Below are 19,357 nucleotides of genomic sequence, written 5' to 3'. Positions count from 1 at the left end.
TGTATATCTATACATAAAAGATGCTTTTGCTATATGAGCATAAGTAAATGGCAGATATCACTGTTTGTGAACACTGTTTGCTAACAAAGGTAAATAAAAGCTTGGATAAAGTGAGTCGGCTACCTCTATGTATTGCATACTTCTGATCATGAAAAACATGATAATTACTAACCTAACCATAGACAGGCAGGGAGTGGCGTAGAGGTTTTGTGACGGCTGGGAATGTCGGGTAAGTAAGGTCTAATAGGAATTATTATTATTGTTGTTTTAAAACAATCGCCTAAGTTATTGTTAATGTTAGTTAAGAATTTTTAAGTTGGGCGAAGATAATACCGTGAGCCGTGGATACTGTCTGTCAGACTTAAGGCGGGGTTAATCTTGACGTTTTTTTTGTAACAAAAGGTTAATTGCGGGTTTTTTTAGCGTTTTAACGTGGTTAGGGCGTTGGCCAGACGAGCAATAGAGCGCGCTGCGTATTTGAGCGACGCAGATAAAACCAACATGCACTGGCAGGTCCTTTCTGATAGGCGCTTTCAAGTAAGCCCTTTCAAGCAAGCTCTTTCAGAAAGAGGCTGTATCGTGCCGGGTGGCATAAATAAGCGCTGAATAAGCGGTACTTTTTATTGATTACTGGCATTCTAGTGAGATTTTTTCGAAGATTAAGCGGATTGTATCGCTGTATAGCATCGAGGAAATCGAAATGTCCCGGGTAACACTTGCGCAATGGCAAATGCTGGCAGCCGTGGTAGACCATGGAGGATTTGCGCGTGCAGCGGAAGCGATCCATAAAAGCCCCTCTACGTTGAACCATGCCGTTCATAAGCTGGAAGAGCAGTTAGGTGTTCAGGTGCTTGAGCCGGTTGGGCGTCAGGTGCGCTTGACGGAGGCTGGTGAGTTACTGCTGCGCCGCGCACGTCAATTGGTAGAAAGCGCAGCCTCTTTAGAAGATGTGGCGTCAAGGCTGGCGGCAGGCCTGGAAGCTGAAATTATCGTGGCAATCGAGCAAATATTCCCTGCGGCGGTCCAGGCGAAGGCGCTAGAGCGTTTCTCGGAAGAGTATCCTCAAGTACGCGTGCAGCTATATGAGAGCGTACTCCACGGTGGAATTGAAATGCTCTATGACGGTCGCGCAGACCTCGTGGTTTCGGGTATATCGGCGCAGGGGTTTTTAGGCGAGCCCTTGGTGCTCGTTCGCTTTATTGCGGTTGCCCATCCGGACCATGTTCTACACCAGTTGGGGCGGTCATTGGACCTTCGCGATCTGGCACAGCATCGCCAGTTGGTGGTTCGTGACTCAGCCTTGCGCCAGCCTTTGGATGCGGGGTGGTTAAAGGCCGAGCAGCGTTGGACGGTAGGTCATTTGAACACCTCTCTGGATATGTTAAAGCGTGGCCTGGGGTTCGCTTGGATGCCTGAATCCCATATTACAGAAGAGCTAGCGCGTGGCGAGTTAAAGCCACTGCCGCTTCCGGCGGGTGGCATACGTGAAGTGCCTGTTCAGATGATTTTTCGGGATCGTGATCGTGCAGGGCCTGCCGCTCATGCTATGGCGGCTGCGTTAAAGCAAGCGGTCGAAGAGCTCTATTCCCATGGTTCGATTATCTCGAATGAAGCACCGTAAAACATCCGCTTGAGCATCTGCGCACCGGGGGTATGCTGAAGGTAGCGCCGTCAGATATTTATTACCCCTTTAGGAGATGCCTTATGGGCTTGCTTGTTAATGGTGAATGGCACGACCAGTGGTACGACACGAAAAAGAGCGGCGGTGAATTTGTCCGTGAGTCTGCTCAGCTGCGTGATTGGGTCGGCGATCAACCGGAAACTGACGGGGCCTGCTATCCCGCTGAAAAGGACCGCTACCATCTATACGTTTCGTTAGCCTGCCCTTGGGCGCACCGCATCCTCATAATGCGTAAGCTAAAAGGGCTGGAGTCGTTGCTAGGTGAGTCGCATGTGAGCCCTTTGATGCTAAATAAAGGGTGGACCTATGAGCAGAATGAAGGCTCAAGCGGTGATGCCGTTAACGGCGTTGATTACCACTATCAGCTATACACCATGACTAACCCCACCTATACCGGTCGGGTAACGGTCCCGGTGCTCTGGGATAAAAAGCGAAGTGCCATCGTTAATAATGAGTCGGCCGACTTGTTACGTATATTGAATGTCGCGTTTGATGATCTTGCTGGCAACCATTTGGATTTTTATCCGGAGGATTTGCGCGAACAGATCGACCAAGTGAATGCCGATGTCTATGACCATATTAACAACGGCGTTTACAAGACCGGTTTTGCCACCGAGCAGAATGTGTATGAAAAGCATGTTCATGCGCTGTTTGAAGCACTAGAGCGTGTGGAAAAACGTTTGGGTAACCAGCGTTATCTGGCGGGTGAGTGGCTAACAGAAGCGGATATCCGCCTGTTTACGACGCTGATTCGTTTTGATGCCGTGTATTACGGCCATTTCAAGTGTAATTTCAAGCGTATTGAAGACTTTCCCAATTTGTCCAATTATGTGCGCGAAATCTACCAATGGCCGGGGGTGGCTGAAACGATTGATATGGGCCATATAAAACGTCACTACTACTACAGCCACGATACGATTAACCCAACACGTATTGTACCTGCTGGGCCGCTGCTTGACTTTGAACGCCCCCATGATCGAGAGCGCCTGCCAGGGCGTGGGGTACGTTCTAAGCAGAGCGCTTAGGCAGCTTGTTCAGCACAGCCGGCCGCTGCAAACCAGAAGACCGCCGAAAAGGCGGTCTTCTGTTATTACGTTAGCTGATGATGGACGGTGTTAATCGTGATTTGATATGGCTTCACGTGTTGATTGCCAAGCGCTTTGTGCGCCATCGCGGGTAGTCTCCCACGCATCACGAGCATTTACTTTCGTTTGTTCCCACCAGTCATGGTTGTAGGTCGGAAATTCTTCAACTTCTTCGTGGGTTGCATCAAGAATAATGCGGTGCTCGGTATCCCCGTCGCTCTCAGTGTGGGTTTCAAGCGAGAAGTAGTCAGTGCCTACAACGATCTCACGACCACCAAGTCCTAATACGGCGCCACTCTCAATGACCAGCGCATTGATACGCATCTCTTCATCGAACAGGATATTATCGACTTCACCGATCTCATCGCCGGACCCGTTGTTGAAGTAGACGTCAGCGTCAAGGATATCTTTGGCGGAGTACATGCCTTGGGGCTCTTCTGACGCTTGCACTCCGAAGGCCAGGCTGCCTAACAGGGCGGTACCGATAGCGGTGGTTAACATTGTCTTACGCATAGCTTCTCTCCATGTGGCTAAAATACAGAATGGTCAACATTGGCTGCCCATTCATCGCTAGTCGCCAATAACTTGCAACGTTTGACTAAAACAGAAGTGAGTAGGCTTATGACGCTGACGGGTTATAGCGTGTTGGCCCAATCATCAGCACGTCTTTCAGCTTCTTCACGCGTCAGACCATATTTTTGCTGAAGCTTGCCCACTAGCTGATCTTTCCTGCCACCAATCTGATCAAGCTCATCATCGGTGAAGTCGCCCCAGCTAGTGCGTGCTTTACCTTTCATTTCCGTCCACTTGCCTTCAATTTGATCCCAGTTCATACATCACTCCTTGAATTGCTGAACGTGTTGAGGCATCTAATTAAGTTAGACGATATTTACACAAGTGCAAATGATGATGTTTGTTTTGGGTGAAGTAAAAAAGGTGTAGTAAAAAGGCTGGTCATTCATTATTTGAGGTGTTAGGATGCGCGCTCCTCGCATGTGTTGACCCCTCCATCACGACGATAAGCGATGTCTACGTAGTTTTATATTTGATGCGTAGCAAGGCTTGCGGGAACATCTCTATAATTGCAGATGTTCATTGCTGTGAAGATGGCGCGCCTCCAGCATTTCACCAAACGGGTGAAATCGGCGCAGAAGGTCGCCACAGCGGTTGGCCCTTTGAAAATATATAGGTTTGCCAACCGTATGCCAGGTGCGACCGGCGTCTCCGACTCCACTGATGACATTATCCGCTTATTGACGGAACCTGTTTTTCGATGCTGCTTTTTAGCGCAACATCGTTGTCAGAGTCAGAGACGCTTACGATGCTCTTTTGCCGGTACTGCCGGCCTACCAAGGTGTGATTAATGACCTCGACTTCTGTCGCCTCGCCGAGCTTCGGTGATCTGGCTCTATTGCCTGCCGTTCTGTCTGCTGTTGAAGCACAGGGCTATGTAACCCCTTCACCTATCCAGGCGCAAACTATTCCTGCGTTGCTGGAAGGTCGCGATATGCTGGGCCAAGCACAAACCGGTACCGGTAAAACCGCAGCATTTGCTTTACCGTTATTGTCACGACTGGATCTTCAGCGTCGCGCTCCTCAAGTATTAGTCATGGCCCCAACCCGCGAGCTTGCTCAGCAGGTTGCAGCCTCATTTAGTAAGTATGGTCAAAACCTGCAGGGCCTTGAAGTGGCCATCCTGTGTGGTGGCCAAGAGTACCGTGAACAGTTAGGCGCGCTGAAGCGCGGTGCCCAGGTTGTTGTTGGCACCCCCGGCCGTATTATTGATCACCTGGACCGTGGCAGCTTGAAGCTGGACGGCCTGTCAGCACTCGTATTAGACGAAGCTGATGAAATGCTGCGCATGGGCTTTATCGACGACGTAAAACGCGTGGTCGCCGATACCCCGAAAGATGCACAGCGTGTGTTCTTCTCGGCCACACTGCCGACTGAAATTGAGCGCATTGTTAACCGCTATCTGGTTGACCCGGTAAAAGTGGCGATTGAGTCGCGCACGACCACTGGCGAAAACATTGAGCAGCGCATTGTACGCGTTGACGGCGGTGCCAAGCTTGAAGCGCTGGCGCGTATTCTTGAAGTCGAGCCGGTCGATGCCGCTATTGTCTTCGTACGTACTCGTGCCGCTTGTACTACCCTGGTTGAGCAACTGACGGCTCGTGGTGTCAACGCCGCTGGCCTGTCCGGTGACCTGGACCAAAGCCTGCGCGAGCGTACGATTACTCGCCTGAAGCGTAGCAAGGTTGACGTACTGATTGCGACTGACGTTGCTGCCCGTGGTCTTGACGTGCCGCGCATTACGCACGTTATCAACTACGATCTTCCGCAAGATGCAGAAGCGTATACGCACCGTATCGGCCGTACTGGTCGTGCTGGTCGTAGCGGCATCGCGATTACCTTTGCTGGTTTCCGTGAAGGCCGTAAAGTAGGTTGGATGGAGCAGGCAACCGGTCAGAAAATGGCCGAAATGCCGCTGCCTGACGAAGCTGCTATTCGCGCTCACCGTGACGAAGTGTTCCACCACCGTGTGGTGGCAGCGCTTACCAAAGGTGCCGAAGAGCAGCAGGCACTGGTAGAGCGTCTGGTAGAAGAAGGTCACGACGCTATTCAACTGGCCTGCGCCTTTGCTGCCATGGCACGTGCTGATGAAGCGCCGATTGGCCGCTTGCAAGCGCCGCGTAAAGAGCGTGCCCCGCGTGAAGGTGGCAGCGCCAAGCCAGGTGCTCGCCGTGAGCGTGGCGAACGTGGTGAGCGTCCGCGCGCACCTAGCGAAGGCATGACTCGCTACCGTGTATCCGTTGGCCATAAAGATGGCGTTAAGCCTGGCCAGCTGGTTGGCGCGTTAGCGAATGAAGGCGGCATTGAAGGTGCGCGTATCGGTCGTATCGATATCCGTAACGCCTTCTCAGTGGTTGAGCTGCCTAGCGGTTTGCCTTCCACTATTCTGACCAAGATGGCCCGTGCTCGTGTCGCTGGTCGTCCGTTGGAAATCAGCGAAGACCGTGCGCCTGAGCGTGCTCCGCGCCGTCGTCGTGATGATGGCGATGCGCCGATCCGTCGCCGCGAAGCGTAATCGCTTAAGCATGCGATAGCGGTATTAACCGCGCCTAAAATGCCCTCGTACCGGTTTCCGGTGCGGGGGCATTTTTTGCTACGCTAAAAGATGACACGCCAAAAAAGCGACAGGGAGTCGAGACAGGGAGTCGACAGTGAAAGCAGCCTTGCATGAATGGAACCTGGCGCCTAAAGAGGCTATCGCGCTTCAGAAAGAGCTTGCTACACGGTTAGAGTCTGATGACCGTATTGCGCCGGTAACGCACATCGCCGGGATGGATATTGGCTTTGAAGACAACGGAGATACCACGCGGGCAGCCGTGGTGGTGCTCAAGTGGGACCCACAAACAGCACCTGACTTAACGCTTGTTGAGCGCGTTGTTCATCGTGAGCCGACGCGAATGCCGTATATTCCAGGGCTGCTCTCTTTTCGCGAAATACCGGCGGCACTGGGCGCCTTTGAACGGCTCAATATACTGCCCGAATTAATCATGGTGGATGGCCAAGGGATCGCCCACCCCAGAAGGCTCGGAATCGCCGCGCACTTGGGGTTGTGGCTGGACCTGCCTACCATCGGCGTTGCCAAATCACGCCTTTACGGCAAGCACGATGAGGTAGGCGAGGTACGTGGGGATTGGGTGCCACTGCGAGCCGGTGACGAGACGATTGGCGCCGTCCTGCGCTCGCGTGACAAGGTGAAGCCGGTATTTGTCTCGCCTGGCCACCGAATTAGTCTTGAAACATCGCTTGATTGGGTAATGCGTTGCCTGGGGCGTACCAAGTTGCCAGAGCCTACCCGCTTGGCCGACAGGTTGGCTTCAAGGCGCGACCAGCATGTCAAAAAGCCACAGAATTCGCTGTTTTAAGATGTCTGGCTCACGTGACCATGTGATGAGCGTTTTATAAAAGCGTGATAAAGCGCTTGAGTAAGCTTGTAGCCTCCTGTGTTTCAACCACCTGAGCGGCAATTGCCTCTGCGTCTTGTTGCTGTTCAAGCAGCACTTCGCGCTGATGCGCTATATAAGCGCGCATGACAGGTACAGTGAACTCAGGGTGAAACTGCACGCTCCACTGGCGCGGTCCGTAACGCAGTGCTTGGTGCGCATCGTGGGAATTACAGGCCAGCACCTGGGTATTGGAAGGCAACCCTAACACAGACTGCGCATGGGTCAGGTGGGCCATAAAATGCGCGGGTAGCTGGCTAAACAAGGGGTCTTGAAGGCCCGCATCCGTCAGCGTAACGCTATGTGTACCCAGCTCACGCCCTGCGGGGTGGAAGTCGCTGGCACCTCCAAAAGCCGCTGCCATTAACTGATGGCCGTAGCAAACGCCTAACATGGGAATGTCCGCTTGAAGCGCCTCCTGTAGCCAGGGTTTTAAGCGTTCGCTCCAGGGCTCTTGGTGGCTCACCATGCTGTGCGAACCGGTAATCAGAATGCCTTCCAGCGCGTTTAGCGGTAGCGGCGCAGACTCCTTTCGGGCGTCCCATACGCGAAGTGTTAAATGCTCAGGCAGCGTATCGTTTAGCTGTTGCTCAAAGAGGCTTTCAAAGTCACCGTGCTGTTCGGCAACGTCAGAAAATGCATCGCCGGTTTTAATAATGACGACAGAGGCCATATTGATTCCTGTGAAAAAAGGCAGCCTGGTGCGCACACTGTTGATGCGAGCATCAAGGGGATAAAGCATGTCATTATGCGACAGGGCGAATAGGATGTAACCGCCATTCAGTGAGTAACGCCAATAATGAGCGATCCTGCTCATTAAGCTTTAACAAGGAGATGACAATGCAACACGTGACGCGTGCCGGTGAACCGATGGATGTAGCCGGGGTAATACCTTCCGTTGATCAAGCCGCGCCAGAGATGGTATTAACCGATGGCAATCTTCAAGACGTAACGCTGGATACCTACGCAGGCAAGCGGAAAGTCCTCAATATAATTCCCAGCGTCGACACGCCGACCTGCGCCATGTCGACACGGCGTTTTAATGAGCTTGCTTCTAATTTGGACGATACCGTGGTGTTGGTGGTGTCAGCTGATTTGCCCTTTGCCGCTCAGCGATTTTGCGGTGCGGAAGGGTTGGACAATGTTAAAACGCTTTCCACCTTCCGCCATCCCGAGTTTTTAGAAGCCTGGGGTGTCGCGCTGCGTAATAACCCTATGGAGGGCTTATGTGCGCGTGCCGTGGTGGTGCTGGATAGCGATAATCGCGTACTGCATAGCGAGCTGGTCAGCGAAATTAAAAACGAACCGAACTACGATGCGGCACTGGCCGTACTTACGGCGTAGCTGACTGCTGACAACGTTTAGCAGCCTCCAGCAGCGCACTAATCAGGCGCTGCTGGGGTCGGTTAAATATCAGCCATTCGGGGTGCCATTGAACCCCGATTAAAAAATCATGTTCGCGCGATTCGATGCCTTGCACCAGGCCATCACGGTCACGCGCGACAATCTCTATCCCTTGGCCCGCTTGGTTAACGGCCTGATGATGAAGGCTATTTACCCGGCACCAAGTGACGCCGAGTAGTTGATACAGTTGGCTTGCCCCCACGATATCGACCGTCTTACGGGGAAGTACCGTGCGTCGACGTTTTAAGCCTTCGTGGGTGGTGTAAATATCGGGGTCCAGCGTGCCGCCTAAATGCACGTTGATTAATTGCGCACCTCGGCAAATACCCAAAACGGGTGTGTTTAAGGGAATGAATCGTTCAAGTAAGGCAAGTTCCAGGGCGTCGCGTGCTGGGTCAAGGCGTACATCCAACTGGAGTTCACCGCCGTAAAGGGTCGCCTGAATATCATCGCCACCGCCAATAATTAACCCATCCAGATACGCTGGTAACGGGCGGGAAGGAGATAGCCGTAAGGGTTTTCCGCCATGCCGCCATACGGCAAACCAGTCAAACCACCAGGCAAGGTGGCTTTTATAATCCGAGGTGGTAATTCCAATAAGCGGCCGTTGCATTCAGATAAGTTCTCTTGAGTCGTCAGAAATAGCCGTGCTGCTGACATGGAGCGCTGTCTTAACGGTGCATCCACGTTGTCAGTTTGTCTTTTAAGCGCATCATGAACGGTCGATTTTGCTTGGCGATATATTCATCGCAGCGTGTTTGAAGAAGCTGAGTGTCCGCCGCGAGTTGTTCCACTTCAACCCAGCGGTTCCATTCCACTACCGCCCCCCAGCCTGGCTGAGAGAGCTGTGCATTGGGCAATCGGTAATGAAACGTGGGGCGCGGTTTTATAAGTTTGGTATGCAGCAGCGCGTGAGGATGCTCTGGACACAAATATGCAAATAATGGCAGTAGGTCAAACTCACGATTTCGCGTGGCGTTATAGTGCAGGTAATCGTTAATAAACGATGCAAGGTCTGGTTGGTAGCGCCTATCCAGCACCTTTAATGCGTACTCCTTGGGGAAAGGATTAGCATGGGGCAACACTTCACGGGTGATATCCACTTTGATCTCATCGCGCAGCCAATGGGCCAGCAAGAGATAAGCACGCAGCACCGCCAGCAGGTAGTCAACGTCCAGACGCGCTACCTCCAAATTAAGGTGCAAACCAAAACCATACAGCAGGCTAGCATCCGTGCCTTTTGCACCCTGGTCGCGTAATGCCTGAAAAATAGTATCCAGCTCTTCAAGTTCATTCCACGGCACCGGCGGACAAATAAGCTCGGTGGGCACCAGGCCTGTTACCATGTCGCCAATAAATTCGCGGGTCTTTTGGTGAAATTCCAGGCGGCGCTGGTGCCGATGCCGCTCCCATTCGCTATCCTGGTTGGCCTGCTCTTCAAGCAATGCCTGATCGGGGTGGGCATACTGGGTGTCAAGCTCAATGCCAAATACACCCCAGCGGGTTCCCTCAACCAGTAGCCGGTGGGGGCTTACCACGTTAAGCTCACCTTTAAACAGATCGCGGACCACTAATGCCGTGTCGTGGGGTGGCAAGCCGGCAAATTCGATCTCAATGCCCACACGGCGTACCTTACCGTCGCTATTTAACCGGTTTGGGGGAGCTTGCGGCGTCATCTCGGCATCCTGTGAGGTGAACGTTTAGACCATCAGCCTATCATAGTCGCGCAGGTAGGCTGAGCGGATTCCGGGAGGCGAGAGGGAGTAGGCGCGGTGTCATTTTTGAATCCATTTTAGGAGCATGGTGTGCGACAGCACTGGATAATTAACACTGCCATTTACATTGCGTTAACGGTACTGGTCAGCGTAATGGCGGCTCAGGTTCAGGCCCAGGTCGTCTCGCTTTCCGGTTTAAGTGGAAATGAGCCGAACCAGGAAGAAGAGGTCAGCAGTGATGAATTCCAACGCTCGCTGAATGATGTTATCGCCATGCTCGACAATGAAGAGCAGCGTACGGCGCTGCTTAACTCGCTGCGCGAGCTACAGGTAACAACGGATGCTACTCAAGAGGAAGGCATCGTACGCCAAGGGCTGCTGGGCGCGCTTGCCGACACGCTAACGGATCTCGGTGAGCAGGCCCAGGCAGGCAACTCACCGATTGATGAGTGGTCACGGCAACTGGTGCAAGGGGCCGCTGATCTGCGTGCCTTAAATGCTGGCACGGACCGCGGGCAGGCGATCCGTGAAGTTGTTGACGGCGCAGTGATGGGGATTATCTGGGTCACGCTGCTGGTACTGATGATTGCCTTTGGCCGCTTGGTTGCGACGCGCCGAGAGTGGCCCCTGGATTTGCCTCGTGACCCCAAGGCGTGGTTGCTGGCGGCGCATTTTCTACGCCGTATGCTGCCTTGGGCACTGGCCTTTGCGATTATCCTGGGCATTGCTCAACTGCTGCCCTACAGCCCAGGGCGCACGGTGGTGTTGGTTATTGCGTATGTCTGCCTGTTTGGGCGTGCGTTATCGGTAGTGTTCGAGACCGTCATTGCCTTCTTTAGTCGAGGGCACCGCTTTACCGCTGTGCAGCTGTTGCAGCAGCAGGCACTGCGTGGGCTGTTTGTGATCGGGGCGTTGATCGCTTTGGGCGATGCGGTAAATTCAGCGCGCCTGGTGGATCTACTGGGGACCGAACTCTCAAGCCTTGTTTCGATGCTGTCCAATATGCTGGCCGCGCTGCTGGCTGCGCGCTTTATTATCAAGTTCAAGCAGCCAGTACGCCATCTCATTTGTAATCGGCCCTATAAGCAGCGCCGGGAGGCCAGCACGGCCGTTGAGATGGTGCGTACCCTGGGCGGCTTATGGCATATCCCGGCACTGCTACTGGTGGGCGGCTCGTTATTGGCGATTTTTATCACTGTGGGCGATGTCGGGACCGCGCTGGCACGTTCGATAATTTCTGCGAGCTTGCTGGTACTTACCCTGGTGGTTACCGGGTTGATACGCCGTCAATCCGAGCGCTTGAGTAAGCGTCGCCGTCGGCGCTTTAGCCAGTACCGAAAACGCCTCGAGCGCTTTGGGTTTGTGTTGGCGCATATCTGTTCATGGATGGTATTTGCTGAACTCTCCATGCAAGTGTGGGGAGGATCGCTGTTTGGGCTAGGCCAAGAAGCGGTGGCCAGTACGCGTATCGGCCAAGCGTTGGTTAGCCTGGGGGCGACAATTTTGTTGGCATGGCTGGTGTGGATATTTGCCGACACGGCCATCCAGCGGGCGCTGACTTCCTCGGGCCGCGCTCGTGGTCGGCGGGTTAACCAGGCGCGGGCGCAAACCATCACGCCGATGATTCGCAACGTGATCTTTGTCGCCATTTTGATTATCGCGTTTATTGTCGGGCTGGCTAACCTGGGGGTGAACGTGACACCGCTGCTGGCGGGTGCCGGTGTGATCGGCTTGGCGATAGGTTTTGGCGCACAGACGTTGGTTCAGGATTTGATTACCGGCATCTTTATTCTGATTGAAGATTCGTTGGCGGTGGATGATTTTGTGCGCATCAACAACCATATGGGGACGGTAGAAGGGCTGACTCTGCGTACCGTGCGGTTACGCGACCTGGATGGCGTGGTACATATTATTACCTTCAGTCGTATTGAATCGATCCACAATATGTCGCGTCAGTTTGGCATTGCGCTAATGCGGATACGCATTCCCTATGATATGAAAATTGATGATGCCATTACGCTAATGCAGGAAACCGCCCAGGAGCTGCGCAATGACCCGATGATGCGTCATTACATCTGGTCGCCGCTTGAAATGCAGGGGGTCCAGGGATTTGAAGAGGGCTGCCCTATCTTGCGCATGCGCTTTCGGACCGCTCCTGAAATGCAGTGGGATGTTTCGCGGGCCTTTAATCTACTGCTTAAGCAACGGATGGAAGCGCAGTCCATCGATTTGGGTGTGCCGCGTCTAAGTGTCAGCATGGAAGCGCGCTCAGAAGACCATATGGAGCCGACCGGAGGCACCGACCTATCGCTTGATAATGGGGAAGCCACAACGGGTGAGCACGAGGCCAATAAAAAGCCTGCACCGCCCAAGCGCACCCCGCAGCCTACTCAAGCAGAGATAGCGCGTGATGAGGGGAGGACGTATCGCGGCTCACCTTAAGCCGCAATCGTCTGGCTCAAGGTGAGCCCCAGCGCAATCCCCAGGCCTGTACCGATGGTGAAAATCGCAATGAGTAGCCAAGCGCCGCGCAAGCCACGCCAACGGTTGTAGAGTTTTACGACGTGGCTGACGCGGTCGACCAATTTATCGTGACGGGAAACTATCTCGTCAGGCGGTACTGAAAAATCGTTGGCAACATCATCCTGCCAATGGGCGCCGTGGGTTAGCCCAAGCTGAGTACGCAGCTGCCCAATGTCGCTCAGCGTGGCGTGCAGCTTATCGTAGTCTGCACGCCGCTTGGCGACGGCGAATGCGGCTTCCGCATCCTGGCGCAAAGCGCTGTTGGGGCAGCGAGCAACGGCTTGCTGTAGCTCTTCATCGTTTGCTTGGGGGGGAACGTTAAGGCGTTGGTACAAATCCCGCATAGGTGCATTGTTCTTTTAGGGTTGGAGGTTAACACCAGAGAGTGTGCCTATTTTACCGATAGGTTTGCATCAAGTAATCATAGGCGCTTTTTATACGTTGAAAACGTGCTGAAGCAAGGGCAATTTGATGTTCACTTTGGGTATAGAAGCGATCCGGATGGTGTAGCTGTGCCATGCGCCGGTAGGCACGGCGCACTTCTGCTTGGGTAACGCCAGGTGATAATTCCAGTACCGCCAAAGCGCGGGTGGTGCGATCAGGTGGCGGCGGTGTGGACGAGCGCTGTTGATGGCTGTGCTGATAGCCTTGGCGTGAACCTTGGTATGAGCCCTGCTGTGAGCCTTTTTGCGAACCGCTTTTCGAGTTTTGTTGCTGGCGTTTTGCGCGCTCACGCTCCTCTTTTTTGCGCCGAGCATGTTCCTGCTGCTGTCGAGCCTTTTCGTTGCGCGCTTGGTCTTTACGCGCTTTGTCGTCACGAGACTTGTCGCTGCGGGCTCTCTCACGCTCGGCCTTTTCCTGGGCTTTCGAATGCGCGCGTTGGGCCTCTTCTTCCTGGCGCCTTTTTTCCTGCTGTTCGGCTTTTTCCTGCGCCTCGCGGGCCTGGCGGGCAGCCTCTTCAGCCTTGCGCGCTTGCTGCGCGTAATAGTCAGCATCATGGACACGCCAATAGGCGTCGCGGCTGGGATCTTCCGGCAGAGCGAGCGCGCGTCCTGTAAGCTCTTTAAATAGCGTGCCAAGTGTTGTGGGCAGCACATTGAGCAAATCTGCCACGAACCGCAATATATAATGGTTCGACAGAGAAAGGTCGCCATTGTCGGTTGCCACCGTGATGGCTTGATGCATGACGCCAAGGCTATGCTCTTCAGAGCACTCCTTGCGAATGACTTCAGCGGCAAGCTGAATAGCCTTGAGGTCGCGCTGCCGCGCAATATGCATGACTGGCGCCAGTTCATGCCCATGGCGAAAGTGCGCGCACACCTGGGCCAAACGGCGTCGCCGTTGACCTTCTGAAACGTGTTGGCGGTGCACCAATATCCAGGCCAACAGCAGTAGCTTTGCCGTATCCACTTGGCTGCGGCTTTGCAGTAGCAGCAGCTCAAAGGGGGAGAAACGGGCAATGGGCATTCCCAAGCTCCAAAGGCGTAAAGGTGAACCATCCCCGCATGAAGCGGACCATCATGACAATTGGTGTCATGGTATATCATCGCTCAAGGCAATGAAGTAGGAGATTGACCAGGTGATTAACGTCGAGCGCAAAAATAGCTACCAGCTACGCCTTACACGGCGGCTCAAGGAAGAGACATCGCATAGGCTTGACGTCTATCTTTTTGTACCTGGCGAGCTGGGTTTAAATGCTCACGTCATCTCGGAAGAGGCATTTTATCACTCATCCATTAGTGTCTCGCGGACGTACTATAGCGATGCCTACCACCTGCCGCTAGTGCATAGCCGGCTCGCCAGCCGTAATCAGTTGGGCAGCGAATCTTACCGATTAAGCTTAAGTCTTTATGCGTATCAGTATGTGACTGCCATGGAGCGGACGACTCAAAAAATGCTGGTCCGCGAGCGCAAACTGCGTAGCGAGCGGCAAAAAGAGTCCAGCGATGTGCAGACGCTAAGAGAAGAGCTGTGTGAGCAACTGAATGAAATGCAGAAGCTCAGCGAAAGCATTTTAAGGAAGATGCGCCGCAATCAACCCACGGATGAGCGTTTATACAAATATTTCGCCAATATCGATAACTATCTCTCCTGGTTTACTGAGCAGCAGCTGCTTTCACTAGTGGCCTATATGCCAAGAGGTGGCGAGTTTAGTGATATCAAGCGCCAGTTTATCAATGTGTGCGAACGTGAAAGTGAGTATCGACGCGAACAGAAGTACAACTCAGAGCGTGTGATGGAAGACCCGACACGCATGTCGAATAAAATGCGCTTGCTACGACGCTTGATTGAATATCCGATTACCTTGAAGCAGGAGGCGCTGGAGTTAGGCGGCGGTGAGCAAAAAGCTGTAAAAGCGTTGGCAACCGCACTGGTAATGGCCTGTGTCACGCTGGGAGTATTGCGCGTACGCGAAGTCGTTGGCGATATTACGGCGCTGTTTGTGCTTGCCATGGCGCTGCTGTATGCCTTGCGTGAAGTGTTTAAGGACGACCTGCGCAATACGCTTTGGCGCCTGCTGCGTCGGGGACGGCCAAAATGGCGTCGCCAATACGTTGACCCCACGCGTAATGCACTGGTGGGGCGTCAGCTTGAATGGTTTGATTACAAGCGCTACACCGCCCTGAATGAAGACATCAAGCAGATGCGAAGGCGGACCGTGGCTGAGCGGGAAGAGGATGTGCTGCATTACCGCTCCAGTTCGCGTATGTCGCCCACGCGGTTTTTGAGTGGTTACGAGCATACGCGAGAGACACTGTATATTGATCTCTTGATGCTGACCCGCTTAATGAGCAAAGAGAAGCATCATATCTTTCGGTTAAAAGATGGTCAGGCCGTACGTGAAAGCGTTGAACGGCGCCATTTGTTCAACCTGGTGGTGCGTGAAACCGGCAGTGAAGATGCCCCCTACCTGGCGCGCTGGAAGGTGGTGGTTAGTCGTTCAGGCATCGTCGATGTCGAAAAAGTTGCTGAAAGTGGCGCCTCAGAAGGCACATCCAGTGAGCTCAGCCCTTGAAGCCATTTCTTAAACTCAGTTCTTAATTCAGTCCTTACATGCAGCCTCTGTGCATGCGAGTGCCAGCCAGCTGCAAGCGATTCACTCAGAGGCGCCCGAAAAGACGCCTCTGAGCGGATATAGTCAGCGTTAAGCACTGTGTAACGGCTGATTAATTGAACGAAGTAAGGGCCTTTTCCAGGTTGTCCACGCTGCGTTTAGTGTGATGCAGTTTATCCAGCCCAAACAGGCCGATACGAAAGGTCTGGAAGTTATCACCTTCATCGCACATTAAGGGCACACCGCCCGCGACTTGAACGCCCGCTTGGGCAAACTTGCCGACAAGCCCGGCGTCCTCGGTGTAGCTGACCACGACACCCGGCGCCTCGAAGCCTTCAGCGGCAACGCTGATAAACCCGTGGCGTGCGAGCATGTCCCGAACACCCTGACCAATGGCCTGCTGCTCTTGCTTCACCTTGGCAAAGCCGTATTCACGAGTCTCCTGCATGATATCGCGCAGCTGGCGCAAGGCATCCGTTGGCATGGTGGCGTGGTAGGCATGCCCACCGTTTTCGTAGGCCTGCATGATCGCGTGCCATTTGGCTAAATCGCAGGCAAAGCTATTGCTTTGCGTTTCGCTTAAGCGCTGTGTGGCGCGCTCAGAAAGCATGACCATGGCGCAGCAGGGTGAACCGCTCCAGCCCTTTTGCGGTGCGCTGACCACCACATCGATGCCCAAATCCTGCATATCCACCCACAGGGTGCCTGCGGCAATGGCGTCCAGCACAAACAGGCCACCCACCTCACGCGTCGCTTGCGCCACGGTGCGAATGTAGTCATCAGGCAGCAGTAGACCCGCAGAGGTTTCTACCTGGGGGGCAAACACCACAGCGGGTTTTTCCTGGCGGATACGCTCGGCGGCTTCTTCCGCAGGTACAGGCATAAACGGCGACTGCGGGTCATCAGACGTCACGCGGCGTGCTTTGAGCACTGTGTGTTGGTCGGTTAAACGGCCCATCTCGATAATCTGCGTCCAGCGGTAGCTGAACCAGCCGTTACGAATCACCAGGGTTTTCTGATCCAGGGCGAACTGACGTGCGACCGCTTCCATGCCAAACGTCCCGCTACCGGGAACAATGGCCGTTGCATGGGCGTTATAGACCTCTTTCAGCGTGGTCGAAATATCGCGCATGACGCCTTGAAACTGCTGCGACATGTGATTGAGCGAACGGTCGGTATACACCACCGAGTATTCAAGCAGTCCGGTGGGATCAACGTTGGGCAGTAGGGCCGCCATGGCGTTCTCCTTAATGAGTAAGCGTGCGAGATAAAGTGCCTTACAGGGTTTGGGGACTTAGAGCCCGAGGAAATAGAGTACGAGGAATTGTTAGGCGAGGCCAGTGCTGGCAGTGTGGTTCGCAAGGCAATAAAAAACCGCCGTCATGAAGACGGCGGCAGAGTGACAACCAGCCTGATGCGGCTAACCGCAGTAATGAATGCGGCCTAGCGTTGAGGCAATTGCTCGGGGCCAAAGGCGTCCGGCAGTAATGTTTCCATGGTGTAGGTTTTGAGCACCTCACCCTGGCGGGAGATAACCATGATTTGCGTATCGGGGGTAGCGAACTCACGAATACGCTGACGGCAATCCCCGCAGGGCGTGCACAGGTGCTCGCCTGGCCCCATTACATACACCTTGGCAAGCTTGCGCTGGCCAGCGGTTACCATCGCACTAATGGCCGATGCTTCTGCACAAAGCCCCTTGTAGTGAGCAACTTCGACGTTAGCGCCTACAAACTGCTGGCCGTCCGGGCACACCATGACGGCCGCGACCGGGTGGTCGGAGTACGGGACGTAGGCATTGTTCAGTGCATCAAGCAGCGTGTTGACCAGCGCAGAGTCTGCTTGGCTCATGGATGATTCCTCGGTTTAACCCACTTAGGCGTTGGCGGCGTCATCACGCAGGACGGTATCCAGCGCGATGATCATCATATCGTTGAAGGTGGTTTGACGATCGGCGCTGGAGAGCGCTTCACCTTTCAAAATATGATCCGATACGGTGCAGATGGTCAGCGCGCGGGCACCGAACTCGGCGGCAACACCGTAAAGGCCAGCCGCTTCCATCTCAACGCCGACAATGCCGTAGCGCTTCATCAGCTCGGCCATATCGGTCTGCGGGTTGTAAAACAGATCGGCGGAGAAAATGTTGCCCACTTTCACCGGCACGTTTTGCGCTTTGGCGGCGGCTACGGCGTGGCTTGTCAGCTCAAAATCCGCAATGGCGGCAAAGTCGTGGTCGTTAAAGCGCATGCGGTTCACCTTGGAATCCGTGCACGCACCCATGCCGATCACCACATCACGAACGTTAACGTCGTCGCGTACCGCGCCACAGGAGCCTACGCGAATAATCGACGTCACGCCGTAATCGGTAATCAGCTCTTTGGCATAGATGGACACTGACGGAATACCCATGCCGTGGCCCATCACGGAAATTTTGCGGCCTTTATAGGTGCCGGTATAGCCCAGCATGCCACGCACGTCGTTCACCTGACGCACGTCATCAAGGTAAGTTTCGGCAATGTACTTGGCGCGCAGCGGGTCGCCGGGCATCAACACCGTATCCGCGAAATCACCCTGTTCAGCATTAATATGCGGAGTAGCCATGTGGTTTCCTTATGTCTTGTTAAATAGCGCCATCAGGCAGCATAAGAGAGAAAGCTTTTGCCATCGTCCATTGCGGGAAGGGCGAAGTAATCCGCCAGTGTCTGGCCAATATCGGCAAACGTATCGCGTGCGCCCATCGGCCCTGGCGCGAACCCCGCGCCGCTGACCATCACAGGAATGTATTCGCGCGTGTGCTCAGTACCTTCCCAGCTTGGGTCGCAGCCGTGATCCGCGGTAAGAATCAGCAGATCGTCACTGTTCAACGCAGCCAGCAGCTCCGGCAGGCGAGCGTCAAAGTGCTCAAGGGCGGCCGCGTAGCCCGGCACGTCACGGCGATGGCCGTAGACCGAGTCGAAATCGACAAAGTTGGTCATGATCATGGTCGGGCGGTCGCTGGTTTCAGCAGCGGTGCGCGCCACTTCACTTAACGTCGCATCCATCAGCGCATCGTGACCGCTGGCTTTGACCTTGTGGGTAATGCCGCAGTGGGCGTAGATATCGGCAATCTTGCCAATCGATACCATTTCACCACCGGCATCGGCGAGCTTTTGCAGTACCGTGGGCGAAGGCGGCTCTATGCTGTAATCGCGACGGTTACCGGTACGCGCAAAGCTTGCGCTGTCTTCACCTATAAACGGGCGGGCAATTACCCGGCCGATATTGTAAGGCTCCAGCAGCTCACGCACGGTTTCGCACAGCGCGTAAAGGCGATCCAGGCCAAAGTGCTCTTCGTGAGCGGCAATCTGGAAGACCGAATCCGCTGAGGTATACACAATCGGTTTGCCGGTTTGCACATGCTCATCACCCAGCCGGGCGATGATCTCGGTGCCTGAAGCATGGCAGTTGCCGATTACGCCGGGCAGGTCGGCTGCCTGAACAATCTTGTCCAGTAGCTCTTGTGGAAAGCTTTCGGTCTTATCGCTGAAATAACCCCAGTCAAAACGTACCGGCACGCCAGCGATTTCCCAGTGGCCGGACGGGGTGTCCTTGCCGCTGGAAATTTCCTGGGCGTGGGCGTAGGCGCCTTCAAGCACCTCGGGGAGGGCAACGCCTTCGGCAACCGTGCCGGTGCTATCCCGGTGGGCATGAAACAGGCCAAGTTTGGCCATGTTGGGCAGCTTCAAGGGGCCTGAGCGTTCAGCCGTATCGGCGTCGCCACGCGCGCAGGCGGCAGCGATATGGCCCAAGGTGTCCGAGCCTTCATCGCCAAAGGCGGCAGCATCGGCAGCGCTGCCAATGCCGAAGGAGTCTAGTACCAGCACAATTGCACGTTTCATGGC

Annotated in this window: 17 protein-coding genes and 1 pseudogene; 7 read left to right on the top strand and 11 right to left on the bottom strand. The window is 54.3% G+C overall.

The features are described from left to right. The first annotated feature begins 700 nt into the window (after positions 1 to 700). On the top strand, positions 701 to 1,621 hold the full coding sequence (locus ACT3TJ_RS07615) for a LysR family transcriptional regulator (protein WP_444622362.1): 921 nt from the start codon (positions 701 to 703) through the stop codon (positions 1,619 to 1,621). Between the two features lie 83 nt (positions 1,622 to 1,704). Further along, positions 1,705 to 2,706: a glutathione S-transferase family protein gene (locus tag ACT3TJ_RS07610; protein ID WP_444622363.1), complete on the top strand. Its 1,002-nt coding sequence runs from the start codon at positions 1,705 to 1,707 to the stop codon at positions 2,704 to 2,706. A 90-nt stretch (positions 2,707 to 2,796) separates the two neighbouring features. Here ACT3TJ_RS07610 and ACT3TJ_RS07605 read toward each other — a convergent pair whose 3' ends face one another. Together ACT3TJ_RS07605 and ACT3TJ_RS07600 are read right to left on the bottom strand one after the other, a co-directional pair. Continuing rightward, entirely contained in the window at positions 2,797 to 3,279 is a 483-nt protein-coding gene (locus ACT3TJ_RS07605; protein WP_172118032.1) for a PRC-barrel domain-containing protein, read from the bottom strand. A 122-nt stretch (positions 3,280 to 3,401) separates the two neighbouring features. After that, complete coding sequence (locus ACT3TJ_RS07600) at positions 3,402 to 3,599, bottom strand: CsbD family protein (protein ID WP_087108335.1); 198 nt, start codon at positions 3,597 to 3,599, stop codon at positions 3,402 to 3,404. Positions 3,600 to 4,129: 530 nt separating this feature from the next. Between ACT3TJ_RS07600 and ACT3TJ_RS07595 the strand changes: the two genes are divergently transcribed. Together ACT3TJ_RS07595 and nfi are read left to right on the top strand one after the other, a co-directional pair. Continuing rightward, positions 4,130 to 5,854 (top strand): DEAD/DEAH box helicase, encoded by a 1,725-nt coding sequence (locus ACT3TJ_RS07595; RefSeq protein ID WP_172118031.1) that lies wholly within the window; start codon positions 4,130 to 4,132, stop codon positions 5,852 to 5,854. Between the two features lie 136 nt (positions 5,855 to 5,990). Further along, positions 5,991 to 6,701, top strand: coding sequence for a deoxyribonuclease V (gene nfi, locus ACT3TJ_RS07590; protein ID WP_172118030.1), 711 nt, complete (start codon positions 5,991 to 5,993; stop codon positions 6,699 to 6,701). Positions 6,702 to 6,735: 34 nt separating this feature from the next. Here the strand turns inward: nfi and ACT3TJ_RS07585 are convergent, their stop codons facing one another. Continuing rightward, the gene (locus tag ACT3TJ_RS07585; protein ID WP_444622364.1) at positions 6,736 to 7,452 is read right to left on the bottom strand and encodes a glutamine amidotransferase; all 717 of its coding nucleotides are present in this window, start codon (positions 7,450 to 7,452) and stop codon (positions 6,736 to 6,738) included. A 167-nt stretch (positions 7,453 to 7,619) separates the two neighbouring features. Here ACT3TJ_RS07585 and tpx point away from each other — a divergent pair, with 167 nt between their 5' ends. Beyond that, positions 7,620 to 8,123: a thiol peroxidase gene (tpx, locus tag ACT3TJ_RS07580; protein ID WP_087108345.1), complete on the top strand. Its 504-nt coding sequence runs from the start codon at positions 7,620 to 7,622 to the stop codon at positions 8,121 to 8,123. Here tpx and ACT3TJ_RS07575 read toward each other — a convergent pair. Together ACT3TJ_RS07575 and ACT3TJ_RS07570 are read right to left on the bottom strand one after the other, a co-directional pair. Beyond that, positions 8,113 to 8,796: a gamma-glutamyl-gamma-aminobutyrate hydrolase family protein gene (locus ACT3TJ_RS07575; RefSeq protein ID WP_087108347.1), complete on the bottom strand. Its 684-nt coding sequence runs from the start codon at positions 8,794 to 8,796 to the stop codon at positions 8,113 to 8,115. The two genes, tpx and ACT3TJ_RS07575, sit on opposite strands and share 11 nt — an antisense overlap. Before the next feature lie 58 nt (positions 8,797 to 8,854). Beyond that, positions 8,855 to 9,859: an amidoligase family protein gene (locus ACT3TJ_RS07570; RefSeq protein ID WP_444622365.1), complete on the bottom strand. Its 1,005-nt coding sequence runs from the start codon at positions 9,857 to 9,859 to the stop codon at positions 8,855 to 8,857. A gap of 129 nt (positions 9,860 to 9,988) precedes the next feature. Here ACT3TJ_RS07570 and ACT3TJ_RS07565 point away from each other — a divergent pair. Continuing rightward, a pseudogene (locus tag ACT3TJ_RS07565) lies at positions 9,989 to 12,417 on the top strand (mechanosensitive ion channel family protein). Here ACT3TJ_RS07565 and ACT3TJ_RS07560 read toward each other — a convergent pair. After that, complete coding sequence (locus tag ACT3TJ_RS07560; RefSeq protein ID WP_172118025.1) at positions 12,337 to 12,765, bottom strand: hypothetical protein; 429 nt, start codon at positions 12,763 to 12,765, stop codon at positions 12,337 to 12,339. The pseudogene ACT3TJ_RS07565 and the gene ACT3TJ_RS07560 overlap by 81 nt on opposite strands. Before the next feature lie 52 nt (positions 12,766 to 12,817). After that, positions 12,818 to 13,888, bottom strand: coding sequence for a DnaJ domain-containing protein (locus ACT3TJ_RS07555; protein ID WP_193054017.1), 1,071 nt, complete (start codon positions 13,886 to 13,888; stop codon positions 12,818 to 12,820). Between the two features lie 112 nt (positions 13,889 to 14,000). Between ACT3TJ_RS07555 and ACT3TJ_RS07550 the strand changes: the two genes are divergently transcribed. Then, a complete protein-coding gene (locus tag ACT3TJ_RS07550; protein ID WP_172118024.1) occupies positions 14,001 to 15,437 on the top strand; it encodes a hypothetical protein in 1,437 nt (478 codons plus the stop codon). A 151-nt stretch (positions 15,438 to 15,588) separates the two neighbouring features. Here the strand turns inward: ACT3TJ_RS07550 and ACT3TJ_RS07545 are convergent, their stop codons facing one another. The 4 genes from ACT3TJ_RS07545 to ACT3TJ_RS07530 all read right to left on the bottom strand — a co-directional run bounded on the left by ACT3TJ_RS07545 (position 15,589) and on the right by ACT3TJ_RS07530 (position 19,354). Further along, positions 15,589 to 16,713 carry an aminotransferase class V-fold PLP-dependent enzyme gene (locus ACT3TJ_RS07545; RefSeq protein WP_444622366.1) on the bottom strand — a complete coding sequence of 375 codons (1,125 nt, stop codon included), beginning with the start codon at positions 16,711 to 16,713 and terminating at the stop codon, positions 15,589 to 15,591. Between the two features lie 206 nt (positions 16,714 to 16,919). Then, a complete protein-coding gene (gene cdd, locus ACT3TJ_RS07540; RefSeq protein ID WP_444622367.1) occupies positions 16,920 to 17,327 on the bottom strand; it encodes a cytidine deaminase in 408 nt (135 codons plus the stop codon). 24 nt (positions 17,328 to 17,351) lie between these two features. Next, positions 17,352 to 18,077, bottom strand: coding sequence for a purine-nucleoside phosphorylase (deoD, locus tag ACT3TJ_RS07535; protein ID WP_444622368.1), 726 nt, complete (start codon positions 18,075 to 18,077; stop codon positions 17,352 to 17,354). A gap of 32 nt (positions 18,078 to 18,109) precedes the next feature. Further along, on the bottom strand, positions 18,110 to 19,354 hold the full coding sequence (locus tag ACT3TJ_RS07530; RefSeq protein WP_444622369.1) for a phosphopentomutase: 1,245 nt from the start codon (positions 19,352 to 19,354) through the stop codon (positions 18,110 to 18,112). Positions 19,355 to 19,357 lie beyond the last annotated feature (3 nt).

The organism is Halomonas sp. AOP30-A1-24 (assembly GCF_052378165.1).
GTDB classification, from domain to species: domain Bacteria; phylum Pseudomonadota; class Gammaproteobacteria; order Pseudomonadales; family Halomonadaceae; genus Vreelandella; species Vreelandella citrativorans.
This window is presented reverse-complemented; position numbering and strand designations above follow the sequence as displayed.